The 12,153-nt window shown below is 29.2% G+C and carries 13 protein-coding genes; 5 read left to right on the top strand and 8 right to left on the bottom strand.

Features of this window, described 5'->3' with window-relative positions:
- Positions 1-2: 2 nt before the first annotated feature.
- From BT151_RS10600 to BT151_RS10590, 3 genes are all read right to left on the bottom strand, one after another.
- Positions 3-344 carry a hypothetical protein gene (locus tag BT151_RS10600; RefSeq protein WP_072401969.1) on the bottom strand — a complete coding sequence of 114 codons (342 nt, stop codon included), beginning with the start codon at positions 342-344 and terminating at the stop codon, positions 3-5.
- Positions 345-765: 421 nt separating this feature from the next.
- A complete protein-coding gene (locus BT151_RS10595) occupies positions 766-1,017 on the bottom strand; it encodes a hypothetical protein (protein WP_072401967.1) in 252 nt (83 codons plus the stop codon).
- Between the two features lie 431 nt (positions 1,018-1,448).
- A complete protein-coding gene (locus BT151_RS10590; RefSeq protein WP_072401965.1) occupies positions 1,449-2,156 on the bottom strand; it encodes a class I SAM-dependent methyltransferase in 708 nt (235 codons plus the stop codon).
- Positions 2,157-2,253: 97 nt separating this feature from the next.
- Here BT151_RS10590 and BT151_RS10585 point away from each other — a divergent pair, with 97 nt between their 5' ends.
- Positions 2,254-3,123, top strand: a complete 870-nt coding sequence (locus BT151_RS10585; RefSeq protein WP_072401963.1) for a LysR family transcriptional regulator — start codon at positions 2,254-2,256, stop codon at positions 3,121-3,123.
- 96 nt (positions 3,124-3,219) lie between these two features.
- On the opposite strand, the gene lpxD is transcribed toward BT151_RS10585, so the two are convergent.
- Together lpxD and BT151_RS10575 are read right to left on the bottom strand one after the other, a co-directional pair.
- Positions 3,220-4,212 (bottom strand): UDP-3-O-(3-hydroxymyristoyl)glucosamine N-acyltransferase, encoded by a 993-nt coding sequence (gene lpxD, locus BT151_RS10580; protein ID WP_072401961.1) that lies wholly within the window; start codon positions 4,210-4,212, stop codon positions 3,220-3,222.
- Positions 4,213-4,276: 64 nt separating this feature from the next.
- Positions 4,277-5,452 carry an LETM1-related biofilm-associated protein gene (locus BT151_RS10575; RefSeq protein ID WP_072401959.1) on the bottom strand — a complete coding sequence of 392 codons (1,176 nt, stop codon included), beginning with the start codon at positions 5,450-5,452 and terminating at the stop codon, positions 4,277-4,279.
- Between the two features lie 159 nt (positions 5,453-5,611).
- On the opposite strand from BT151_RS10575, the gene BT151_RS18905 reads away from it, so the two are divergent.
- The 4 genes from BT151_RS18905 (at position 5,612) to BT151_RS10555 (ending at position 10,470) form a co-directional block, all read left to right on the top strand.
- Positions 5,612-6,262 carry a DUF4331 family protein gene (locus BT151_RS18905; RefSeq protein WP_072401957.1) on the top strand — a complete coding sequence of 217 codons (651 nt, stop codon included), beginning with the start codon at positions 5,612-5,614 and terminating at the stop codon, positions 6,260-6,262.
- A 23-nt stretch (positions 6,263-6,285) separates the two neighbouring features.
- Entirely contained in the window at positions 6,286-6,837 is a 552-nt protein-coding gene (locus tag BT151_RS18900; protein WP_072401955.1) for a DUF4331 family protein, read from the top strand.
- Between the two features lie 93 nt (positions 6,838-6,930).
- Complete coding sequence (locus tag BT151_RS10560) at positions 6,931-8,223, top strand: tetratricopeptide repeat protein (protein ID WP_072401953.1); 1,293 nt, start codon at positions 6,931-6,933, stop codon at positions 8,221-8,223.
- A gap of 12 nt (positions 8,224-8,235) precedes the next feature.
- On the top strand, positions 8,236-10,470 hold the full coding sequence (locus BT151_RS10555; protein ID WP_084647923.1) for a TonB-dependent receptor: 2,235 nt from the start codon (positions 8,236-8,238) through the stop codon (positions 10,468-10,470).
- Positions 10,471-10,673: 203 nt separating this feature from the next.
- On the opposite strand, the gene BT151_RS10550 is transcribed toward BT151_RS10555, so the two are convergent.
- From BT151_RS10550 to BT151_RS10540, 3 genes are all read right to left on the bottom strand, one after another.
- Entirely contained in the window at positions 10,674-11,039 is a 366-nt protein-coding gene (locus BT151_RS10550; RefSeq protein WP_072401951.1) for a DUF2200 domain-containing protein, read from the bottom strand.
- Between the two features lie 37 nt (positions 11,040-11,076).
- Entirely contained in the window at positions 11,077-11,607 is a 531-nt protein-coding gene (locus BT151_RS10545; RefSeq protein ID WP_072401949.1) for a GNAT family N-acetyltransferase, read from the bottom strand.
- Positions 11,608-11,684: 77 nt separating this feature from the next.
- Positions 11,685-12,068, bottom strand: coding sequence for a hypothetical protein (locus BT151_RS10540; protein WP_245794792.1), 384 nt, complete (start codon positions 12,066-12,068; stop codon positions 11,685-11,687).
- Between the last annotated feature and the right edge of the window lie 85 nt (positions 12,069-12,153).

Here is a 12,153-nt window from a genome sequence, read left to right as displayed (position 1 = left end):
ATCTAGAAATTTCTACATTTCATTTTACCAACTAAATATTTTAATTTTGTATTCGGAATAGTTTCAATTCCCTCGAAATTAACATAATATTGCCTGTTATTATTACCTTTCAAAACTAGGGCTTTCATAAATATATTTGGTATACTAATTATTGAATATCTGTTTGGTTTTCTAATTGAAATAGACAAGTAAACCTTTTTGTCACAAAGGTCAAATGCTGATTTTATAGGCTTTTGAAAACTTAAATTGCCTGTTAGTTTATCAATATTTGTAAGGGATAATCTAAAATGTTCCTTTTCATCACTATTGGTGTCAATTTCATACAGAAAAATAATATTATCCATTGAAATTGTTGAATGAAAACCCCAAATTACTTCGGTATTCTTTTCAGTAGGTAAATCGTCATCATTAACTATACGAAGTTTAACGTTGACTTCTTCACCTTGTAACTCTTTGATAAGGTTAGAATTGTTATCACCTTTCCATTGCCTTTTTATTAAATCAAAGGCATATGAATAATTTTCATCTTTATTGGTTTGTGATAAATATGGAGTTGTTTTATATTTATTACGAAGATTAGTAATGTATTTATCAAATACATTGGGTTTTATATAAGACTCAAAACGTGTAAGTCTTAATTCTGTAGGATGAGGGAAATTGAGGTTTTTAAATTCTTCTTTAGCTACTTTTTTAAGATTGCTTACTTCTTTTGATACAATTGAAGTAGCAATATCTGATTGCTTTTTTAAATTTTCTAAGGCTTTATTAGCTTCTAAAGACTTTTCTTTCTGTTATTATATTTGCAGCTTCAATTTCTACTTTAGAGTTTAGAGAATCTTTATGTAAACGCATTTCCTCACTTGTCTTTTCAAACTTTATATTTAATTTATTTTTCAAATCACTTCTTTCATCTTTTACTTCATCAAAGGACTTGTCTGTGTTTTTATTCAAAAAATATGTGCCTAATGCGGTTATTATTAGGCCTAATACTATTATGTAATTTGGATTAATTATCATTTTTCTTTGGCTTCATTCTATGTTTTATATTGTTTTAATTTTTTTGAGTCGAATTGAAGTGAAATTGCTTTAATACATATATTTTATGTTTTTCTCCTAAAATACATTATAATTGCAAAAATGAAAATCGCGAATCCAATTATTCCAAATAGATAATACAAAGAATTGTTTTCTGATTTGAAATTAGTTGCTAAAGCGAAAAAACAGCCGGAAATTAGGTATAAATACACTGGTTTTATTTTGCTTATTATTGTTATTACTTTAAACGAATTTAACATAATTTTTTAATTAAAAAGTTGCGTTTCAAATACATCAGAACTACTTGATATAAAATCGTTTATATCTTAAGTTAAACGAATTTAGGCGAATTTTTTTACAAAGTTAACATAAACCTTAAAAGACTTATGTTTTTATACATTGTTATTGTAGGTTTACTTGATGCCACCAAAAGCTCCAAAACACATATTCTTATGTAGTATTTCAGTTTTTCTAAAACCTATTTTTTTCATTAATTCTAATTGATAAGTCATTGATCTTGGAGAATCTTCTTTTTCTACATAATCCAAAACTTTTTTTCTATAATTTTTCCCATCAATACTTTCCAAATAATCACCATAACGTTCCCAAGTATATTCGCTTACGGCTTTAGTTTCTTGAGTTATCAAGTCAGAAATCATCAAACAGCCTCCTGGTTTAAGTAAATTATATAATTTTTTGAATGTTGTTTCCCAATCTCTGTCATCTCTTAAATGATGTAATACAGCTCCAGCTAGTATAATATCAAAGTTATTTTCTTTTAAAACTACGTCTCTTATATCACCTTGTATAATCTGTACTGAATTATTAGTTTTCGGAGAAACTCTTTCATGTGCTTTGTCCAACATAGGTTTACTCAAATCAACTAATGTACAATTTAGATTAGCGATTTTAGATAACATTTTTAAACTGTAATTTCCTGCGCCACAACCAATATCTAATAAGTTTTTAGCATTAGGTCTAATTCTTTTAGAGGCTTCGGTTAAAAGTTCAAGGGAAATTTGCGCATCAATTGTAGCAACTTGACCTGTATCTAAATTTGAAAACCGTTCCACATCATTGTCAAACCGTTCTTTGATTTCTTGTACTGTTGATTTATTCATAATTAATTATTTAAAGACGTTATTTCAAAAGTAGCGTTTTGAAATGATACTTAAAAAGACTTATTTTGTTGTTTAATAATACTTTATAAGTATAACTATGGAATTACGACATTTAAGATATTTTTTAGTTGTAGCTAACGAATTGAATTTTACAAGAGCATCTGAAAAACTTTTTATTTCTCAACCTCCATTAAGCAGACAAATAAAGGAACTTGAAAATGAGATAGGAGTTAAGTTGTTTAATAGAAATAGTAAAAAAGTTGAACTAACAGAAGCAGGTAAGTTCTTTAGAAAAGAAGTCGTAAATCAATTGCAAAATTTAGAGTCTGTGATTTTAAAAACTAAAAAAATCTCAGAAAATATAAGTGGAGAATATAGGATTGGATATATCAGTTCCACATTTTCCGATACGATTACGAAACTTATTCAATTTTTAACAAAAAAGTATCCTTATCTAAATATAAAATTATATGAAGTTTCTACTGTAAAACAAATTCTAGCATTAGAACAAAGTAAGTTAGATTTAGGCATAGTAAGAGCTCCTTTGGTATCTACAAAAATTAATTCGAAATTATGGTTTAAAGATTCTTATTCTTTGGTTTTCAATAAAAATAAAACAAAAGTAAAAGAGATTGATGATATAAGTAAATTTAGAAATGAACTCTTTGTTTTTTTTAATAAAGATTATGCTCCTATCTATTATAATTCTTTAATTGAAATTTGTTCTAAATATGGATTTGTACCAAATATTGTTCACGAATCGAATAACATTAATTCCATAATTCAATTAGTAAGAAATGGTTTGGGTGTTTCAATTGTACCTACAAGTTTAAAAAAGAGTCATATTTATCCGGAATTATCATTTTTAGATTTAGATAATAACTTTTTAACCAATGTTCTACTTGCAACACCCAAAAATGATAAATCCCAAATTACAGATTCAGCTATTTCTTTTTTATTAGCATGATTTTGGATTTACATGTAACTTTAAGATATGGACTTTTTTAATTTTATATAAAGACTGTAAAAATGGTAAAGTGAATTTTTTAAGAAAAACAAGTCTCTACTTTTTAGCTAACTTTCGCATTACTACCCATTGTTTAAGCATATCTCTAGCATCTTGTGCGGGATAGCCTAAAACGGTTTTTCCAGCTGCAACATCGCCAACAACACCAGAACCTGCACCAACAGTTGCTCCAGAATGAATAGTTGTGTGATCTTTTATTGAAGCACTTCCGCCAATAATAACGCCATCACCTAAAGTTACAGAACCGGCAAGTCCACTATGTCCAGCCATAATACAAGAGCGTCCCATAATACTGTTATGTGCTATTTGTACTAGGTTATCAATTTTACAACCATCGCCTACAATGGTAGAACTAAATTTTGCTCTGTCTACACAAGAGTTTGCGCCTATTTCTACATAATGGCCAATAATAACATTCCCAATTTGTGGTATTTTTACTAATCCGCGACCATCATCACTTGGGCGATATCCAAACCCATCTGCACCAATACTTACGTTGGTATGGAAAATACAATGGCTTCCAATAATACAACGCTCTCTTATAACTGTTCCAGACCAAATGGTTGTGTTATTACCAATAATGGTTTCATCAAACACACAAACATTAGGATATAATATAACACCATCACCTAATTCAACGTCTTTGCCAACATAACAATTTGCCCCAATTTTACAACCTTTACCTATTGTGGATGTTTCATGTATTACTGCTGTTGGATGAATATCTGTATCAAAAACTGGAGCTGGTGGATTAAATAATTCTAAGATTTTAGCCATAGCTAAATCGGCATTTTTAACCTTAATTAATGCACGAGTATTGTCTGGCTCAATTATTAAATTATCATTTATAATGGCTGCACAAGCTTTAGAATCTGCCCAATGTTTAATGTATTTTGAGCTTCCAATAAAGGTAATATGATTGCATTCTGCACTTTGTAACTGCTCTGGGCCTTCAATTTTTTGTGTAGTATTACCTATTAATTCGCCTTTTAAAACATCATTAATTTCTTGTATGGTGTAAGATGCCATTTAATTTTTTATTTATTTAGTTGAATCGTAAATCTAATGGAAAAAAAATAGAAAACAATTTTTTTTAATCTTCTATCCTGTTTTCGTCAAAAGCGGAAGGTAATAATTTAGGTATAAACTTTACTACTAACGGCAATAATAATGCGCCACCTGGAAGCATGAATATAGCAAGGCTTGGAATGGATTTGAAAATATCTAAAAGTTGCTCTTGTACTTTTTTTTGCTCCTCTTTACTTAGGTCTCTAATTGTAGATTGGGTAAGTAGCACCATAAGTTCTTTACTATCCATTAACTCTTGGTAAAGACGTTTACTGTTTCTAGAAATAAGTTTATTAACCATTTTACTAGAGTTATTGTAAAAACTTTGCACAATGTTCTTGGAACTTAAAAGAGCTATATTATCCTTGTTTGTGGTATAAAATTGATTTACTGTTTGTATAGATTGATTTATTCTAGAAGCATTTAATTTTAAATCTTTCCCAAGTTTTTTTAAAAACTTTTGTTCTTCACTATCAATCTTTTCATCTGTCCATGTTGCCATACAAGCTAAATCCAGAATATAGTATTTTTCTTGTTCGGTTTCAATATGGTTTATAGACGTTTTATAATCAAGATCTGTATCATCATAATAACGTAAAGACGATTCAAATAGCTTAATTAAACTTTCATCATATTGGTTTTTTGTTGCTTTCGAGTTTAAAACATCTAATGAAATGGAAGCTATTGAACCTTCCATAGCTTTTAAATAATCAATTGAAATGGTATTCTGATTTTCTAAATATTTTTTATAAGCTAAAACATCAACAAACAATAAAGCATTTATAATAAAGTAATTGAAGTTTTTAGTGATGATATTATCATCTATTTGAATGCGTTTATGAAATATTTTTTCTAATTGCTCATTAGATTTTTTTCCACCTAACAACTCATTAAAAAACGATGTTTTAGTTTCATTAATACTTTTGTAAAAATTTATAACGCTATCTACAAAGGCAATTTCTGTATTAGAGTTTGTGTATGTATATAAGAAAGCTAAACATAAATTTACTTTACAAAGCTCTTCTTCTGTTAAATCTTTTTTTTCAATAATAGCAGCAACCACTTGTAAATTACTTCCATAAATAAAGCCGCTATGTCGCTGTGCATCATAAAACACATCATCTTCAACCTTTAATAAAGGGTTGTTTTCGCCTACTTCTTTAAGTAATTTTTTTATCCAACCAGATGCAGATGGGTTCATAAATTCTTCATCATATAATTATGGTATAAATGTAATGCATTTAGAAAATGTAGCCCACATTTTTTTCATTAACAAAACTTTAACAAAACCGCTATTTACATTTTTTCGTAGGTATGCATGAGAGTCAAAAATTAACAAATAACAAAAAATCTCAAAATGATGAAAAATTTAAAAACAGTTTTAGGAATTGGAGTAGTTGCAGCAGCAGCATTCTTCATTGTAGCAGCAGATCATATTGATGCTCCTGCAGTACAAGGTGGTAATAGTGATATTACCGATTTTTATGCCTTTCAAGGTGAAAACACAAGCAATTTAGTTTTTGCGACAAATCTTCAAGGGTTATTGAGTCCTGCAACAACAGGTTCTGCAATGTTTGATGAAAACGTATTAATTGAAATTAACATCGATAACACTGGAGACAATGTTGAAGATTTAGTAATTCAAGCTATACCAAGAGATGGTAAAATGTATTTCTTTGGTCCAATAGCACCTTCTCAAACAGGTCTAAATAGTACTATTGAAACATCGTCTACTGTAGGAGGTGTTGTAGATATTACTGCTTACGGTTCTAGTGCAAATATTGCTACTAATGGAGGTATGAGCTTTTTTGCTGGACCACGTGATGACCCATTCTTTTTCGACTTTGCACAGTATTCTGAAATTATTGCAGGAAACGAGTCAAGTTTCAACATGCCTGGTGCAGATACGTTTGCAGGTAGTAATGTACTATCTATTGTAGTAGAAGTTCCAAAATCGATGATTGGTGGATCAGGATCTATCAATACATGGGTAGAATCTAAAAGAAAATAATAATAACCATTAAGAACACAATTATGAAAACTATAAAAATATTAAGCCTAACATTACTTTCATTATTAGCATTTAATTGCTCAAATGATGATGATACTCAAATAACATATCCTGAAGGACCAGATTTTTCAGGTACTTACGCTCAAGAAGATCAAATGGGAAGACCAGCAGTAAATACAGTATTTACGTCTTCTGCTAGCAAAGATATGTTTAACGTAACAACGCCTTCAATGCAAAATGCTGCATTTCAAAGTATGTTTGAAACTAATTTACTAGCATTAAGTCCAGCTTATGCAGATGGTGGTTTAAACGCTTTAGGACAAGATGCAGCTGCATTTACAGGTCTTTTAGCAACAGATGTTTTAAATGTATCATTAGACGGTACAACAACATTTTATGATGGAACCAATTTATTAACAGGTAGAACATTATCTGATGATGTAATTACAGTAGAATTACTTTTAATTTTTGGTGGAGAAGATTTCTCTGAATATCCTGGATTATCTAACGATAATGTAGACGCCAACGATAAAACCTTTTTGACCTCATTTCCTTACCTAGCAACACCTTGGTAAAATCTATTACCTCTAAAACAGGAACTTTGGTTTCTGTTTTAGAGGTTTTATAAAACCTACACACCTACACAAAAAAACATAAAATCAAACACAATGAAATCTATAAATCAATTAGCGAGTATTTTACTATTACTTTTTATAGTAAGTTGTAATAATACACCAAAAACAATAACAAATTTAGAGGACTATAATAGCTATTTAGAAGTTGATGAGAAAGAGATGTTGTTATTAGCAGAAGAAGACTTAGAATTCTGGGAAAAAAAGCTAGAAAAAGAACCAAATCAGTTTCCTTATTTAGCTAAAACTGCAGCATCTCAATCTCTAATTTTTAGTAAAACAGGAAATATTGAAGCTTTAGCAGAAGCTGAAAAAAACTTAATTGAAGTTAATGAGAGAACAGGTTATAACAAACCAGGTTACTTAAGATCTTTAGCTAGAAATTATATTTCCCAACACAAATTCAAGGAAGCTTTAAAACTTTTAGAAAAAGCTGAAGCCATTGGCGAAAACTTAAAAAGCACAGAAAAAATGATATTTGATGTGTATTTAGAGTTAGGTAATTATGAATTAGCAAAATCTTACTTAGAAAAAGTTAGAAAGGAAGGTAATTTCGATTACTTAATTCGTTTGTCAAAATGGTCTGATCACCGTGGAGATTTAGATGCAGCCATAAAATATATGGAGCAAGCTATGGCAATTGCAGAATCTTCAAATATGCCATCAACAAAAAAATGGATTTACACAAATATAGCAGATTATTACGGGCATGCAGGTAACATAAAAGCTTCTTATAATCACTATTTAAAAGCTTTAGAATTAGACCCAACTGATGCTTATGCAAAAAAAGGAATTGCTTGGATTGTATATTCTCATGAAAAAAATGCAGATGAAGCGTTACGTATTTTAAACACTATAACTAAAACATATAATGCCCCAGACTACCATCTTTTAAAAGCTGAAATAGCAGAATTTATTGGTAATTCAGAATTAAAAGAAGAAGAATTAAAATCATATAATGAAGTTGTAAGTAATCCACTTTACGGTGATATGTACAATAAGTACAATGCACTGTTGTATGCAGAAATACCTAGTGATACAGCTAAAGCTTTAAGAATTTCAAATATTGAAATTGAAAATAGACCAACACCTCAATCTTACGATTTATTAGCATGGACTTATTATAACCATGGTGATGCAGAAGAAGCTTTAAGCGTTGTTGAAAAACATGTTGTTGGTAAAACTTTTGAACCCAAAGTGTTATTTCATTTAGCTAAAATTTACAAGGCTAATGGAAAAATTGATGAAGCTAAAAGCTTAAAAGAAGAATTACTAGAAAGCGGTTTTGAATTAGGACCTCTTATGCTTGAAAGCATTAAAAATATATAATAATTAATAGTTATGAATGCTCTAAAAAAGCTCACAGCATTTTTAATTATTGTATTTGCTAATATTCTTTATTCACAACAAGTAAAAGGTGTTGTAATAAATGAAATTGAACAACCTCTTGAAGCGGCTTATGTTTACAATTTAAACTCTAAAAGTCATTCACATACATCAGAAAATGGTGTGTTTATTTTGGATGATAGTAAAGTAGGCGATTCAATAAGAGTAGGGTTATTAGGCTATAGAAATAAAACTATAGTTCTAAATGAAATAAATATCGATTCAAAATTGATATTAACATTAGAAGAAAAATTATTTCAACTAGAAGAAATGGTAATTAGAGAACAACTTAATGCATTAAGTACTATTACAAGACTTGATTTAAATACAAGTCCTGTAAACTCGTCGCAAGAAGTTTTACGAAAAATACCAGGACTTATTATTGGTCAGCATGCTGGTGGAGGAAAAGCAGAACAACTTTTTTTAAGAGGTTTTGATATTGACCATGGTACAGATATTTCAATTTCTGTTGATGGAATGCCGGTAAATATGGTATCTCATGCACACGGACAAGGTTACAGCGATTTACATTTTTTAATACCAGAAACTGTAAATAAAATTGATTTTGGAAAAGGGTCATATTACGCTAAAGAAGGTGATTTTAACACAGCTGGATATGTGAATTTTTCGACTAAAGATTATTTAAAAGAAAGTGAAGTTACATTTTCAATAGGTCAATTTAATTCATTGAGAACTTTAGGGATGATTGATTTATTAGGAAATACAAAAAATCAAAATGCGTATATGGCAGTTGAATATTTATCAAATGATGGTCCTTTTGAGTCTCCTCAAAATTTTAATAGACTAAATCTTTTTGGAAAATATGTAATGTTTTCGCCAGAAAATGATAAGCTAACTTTAACCGCATCGCATTTTACAAGTAGATGGGATGCTTCAGGACAAATTCCGCAACGCGAAGTAGATAATGGCAACATAACACGCTTTGGAGCGATTGATGATACAGAAGGTGGAAATACAAAACGCACCAATTTTAATGTTGAATACAATAAATATGTATCAGATAATATCTCATTAAAAACTAATGCATTTTACTCACATTACGAGTTTGAGTTGTATTCAAATTTTACATTTTTTTTAGAAGATCCAATTAATGGCGATCAAATTAAACAGAAAGAAAACAGAGATATTTTTGGTTTAAACACCGCTTTAAAATATCAAACTTATTTAGGAAATACACCTGTAACTATAAAAACAGGACTGAGTTTTAGAAATGATATTGCAGATGATACTGAATTATCAAAAACATTAAATAGAAGAACAACGCTTGAGAATGTTCAATTAGGAGATATTAATCAAACTAATATGGATGCGTTTATAAATGCTGAGTTTGAATTAGGGAAATTTATTATAGTACCAGCATTACGTTTAGATTATTTTAAGTTTTTGTACAATGATAAATTACAAACTAATTATACATCATTATCAGAAAATAAAACCATTTTGAGTCCAAAACTAAATTTCTTTTACAATGCAAAAGATAATTTACAATGGTATTTAAAATCTGGTATTGGGTTTCATTCAAACGACGTTAGGGTGGTTGTAAGCAATCAAGGTAAAGATGTTTTGCCAAAAGCTTATGGTTTAGATTTTGGAAATATTTGGAAACCAACTTCAAAATTAGTGCTTAACAGTGCATTATGGTATTTGTTTTTAGAACAAGAGTTTGTTTATGTAGGCGATGCAGGAGTTGTAGAACCTAGTGGGAAAACAGAACGTTATGGTTTAGATTTAGGATTGCGTTATCAGTTTAATAATTGGTTATTTTTTGATAGCGATGCAACATTAACAAAAGCAAGAAGTACTGAAGATATAGATGGACAAAATTATATTCCTTTAGCTCCAGATTTCACCATGGCAGGTGGTTTTTCGGTTAACAATCTACATGGTTTTTCTGGAGGCTTAAGATATAGATATATTGATGATAGGCCAGCAAATGAAGATAATAGTATTGTGGCACAGGGTTATTTTGTAACCGATATAAATGCCAATTATAATATTGGAAATGTAACATTAGGATTAGTTATTGAAAATTTATTTGATGTGGCGTGGAATGAAACACAATTTGCAACAGAATCTCGTTTGCAAAACGAAGTACAATCTGTTGAAGAAATTCATTTTACACCAGGTGCGCCTTTTTACATAAAAGGATCAGTATCATATAAGTTTTAAGAGATATAAAATAAAGTTTGGTTAGTTGATTAATAACTTTTGAAAAAGAAAAGTTGTTTTAAGAAACCTAAATGAAGTGTTGATTTTTAGGTTTTTTTGTTAGGTGAAAGCGCTTGGTTATAGAAATATAATTGGGCGCTTTCTTATTTATATCATTTATAATTTTACTTGGATTTAAAGAGAAAGGAAGAACAAAATTTATTTTACGCTGTTCGTAAAATCTTTTCCATTTTGCGGCCTTTAGCTAATTCATCAATTAATTTATCTAAATATCTTACTTGTTTTGTTAACGTATTTTCAATTTCCTCTATGCGATAACCACAAATAACACCTTTAATAAATTGAGCATTAGAGTTTAGTGTTGCATCTTCGAAGAATTTTTCAAAAGTTACTTTGTTATTAATAAGTTCTTGTAGCTTTTTTTCATCATAACCTGTTAGCCATGTAATTACTTGATGCAATTCTTCTTTGGTTCTATCTTTCTTTTCAACTTTAGTCACATAATGAGGATATACTGAAGCGAATGTCATTTTTGCAATACGCTCATTGTGTTTTTGTGTGGTATTCATTATTTGTATTTTAAAATCTAAAATTATTTAAATTTTTCTAATTTGCCTTATTTATTTTAAGTTTCATCATTAGGTCTGTTTGTTCTTCATTTCCTAATTTGAAGATATGTTTGTCAAATTCTACAAATCCGTTTTTCTTATAAAACGAGATGGCTCTTAGGTTTTTCTCCCATACACCTAGCCAAATGTAGTTTACCATTTTTTGCTTAGCAATTTCTATTGCTTTTTCGTAAAGTATTTGGCCAATTTTTTTTCCGTGAAATTCTTTTAGAACATAAATTCGCTCGATTTCAAGTGTGTTTTCTGCTTTGATTTCCGTTTGTGAATGACCAAAATTAATTTTTAAATATCCAATTGTTTTGTTTTCAAGTTCTGCAAAATAAAATTGAGAATTTTTGTTAGCTAGTTCAATTTTTAGTTTTTCATTCGAAAATCCGTTATCCAAGTATTCCTTCAAATTCGCTTTGGTATTTTGGGAAGAAAAAGTTTCTGTAAAAGTTTGTATTCCAATTTCTTTTAACTGATTAATTTCTTTTATTGTTATTTTTCTAGTTATTATATTTTCCAATATTTTATAGTTTCTGTTTTTAGATTCTACTAAAGGTTAGTTATGAAATGTTTTAGTTTGTGAGAGCGTATTTTTATTTAATCATTTAATTTATTTCTTCTTTTTGTAATTTGTTTTCTTAAAAACTTCACCCAAAAATTCCAAGTACTTGATTTTTTATCTACAGAAAAATTATTCTCAAGTTTGTCAAAGCCATCTTCAATTAAAGCGTTATGTAATGGACGTATTGCAAAAGCCCAAATTAATGTTCCTTTTCCTGCTGTGTTCATATCAATTGTATGCTTAATTTCTGTCTTTTTTTTATCCAATTCTTTTATCTCAAACTTATGAATTCCATTAAATCCTTTTGGTTTTGAAAAACGAAATTGAATTATTTTATTAGGATTATATTCTTCTACAGAATATCTTATAGGTCCGTGTCCACCATTGGCTCCAACCTTAATTTCATTTTTAAATTTCATTTCTGGCTATTTCTCATTTGGCCAAATTTTGTCGTTTTCAGTTGATAACGTTTTTAGTGACTCTGCTACTTTGCTTTTAGGCTGA

The organism is Flaviramulus basaltis (assembly GCF_900114265.1).
Lineage (GTDB): Bacteria > Bacteroidota > Bacteroidia > Flavobacteriales > Flavobacteriaceae > Flaviramulus > Flaviramulus basaltis.
Note: the sequence above shows the minus strand (reverse complement) of the source record. Positions and strands in the feature narration are given on the sequence as shown.

What these genes read in the sequence shown, in the direction of transcription:
- BT151_RS10550 (WP_072401951.1), bottom strand. Translation starts at nt 11,039, where the DNA reads ATGAATACCACACAAAAACACAATGAGCGTATTGCAAAAATGACATTC.
- BT151_RS10555 (WP_084647923.1), top strand. Translation starts at nt 8,236, where the DNA reads ATGAATGCTCTAAAAAAGCTCACAGCATTTTTAATTATTGTATTTGCT.
- BT151_RS10595 (WP_072401967.1), bottom strand. Translation starts at nt 1,017, where the DNA reads ATGATAATTAATCCAAATTACATAATAGTATTAGGCCTAATAATAACC.
- BT151_RS10585 (WP_072401963.1), top strand. Translation starts at nt 2,254, where the DNA reads ATGGAATTACGACATTTAAGATATTTTTTAGTTGTAGCTAACGAATTG.
- BT151_RS10575 (WP_072401959.1), bottom strand. Translation starts at nt 5,452, where the DNA reads ATGAACCCATCTGCATCTGGTTGGATAAAAAAATTACTTAAAGAAGTA.
- BT151_RS10600 (WP_072401969.1), bottom strand. Translation starts at nt 344, where the DNA reads ATGGATAATATTATTTTTCTGTATGAAATTGACACCAATAGTGATGAA.
- BT151_RS10590 (WP_072401965.1), bottom strand. Translation starts at nt 2,156, where the DNA reads ATGAATAAATCAACAGTACAAGAAATCAAAGAACGGTTTGACAATGAT.
- BT151_RS10540 (WP_245794792.1), bottom strand. Translation starts at nt 12,068, where the DNA reads ATGAAATTTAAAAATGAAATTAAGGTTGGAGCCAATGGTGGACACGGA.
- BT151_RS18900 (WP_072401955.1), top strand. Translation starts at nt 6,286, where the DNA reads ATGAAAACTATAAAAATATTAAGCCTAACATTACTTTCATTATTAGCA.
- lpxD (WP_072401961.1), bottom strand. Translation starts at nt 4,212, where the DNA reads ATGGCATCTTACACCATACAAGAAATTAATGATGTTTTAAAAGGCGAA.
- BT151_RS18905 (WP_072401957.1), top strand. Translation starts at nt 5,612, where the DNA reads ATGAAAAATTTAAAAACAGTTTTAGGAATTGGAGTAGTTGCAGCAGCA.
- BT151_RS10560 (WP_072401953.1), top strand. Translation starts at nt 6,931, where the DNA reads ATGAAATCTATAAATCAATTAGCGAGTATTTTACTATTACTTTTTATA.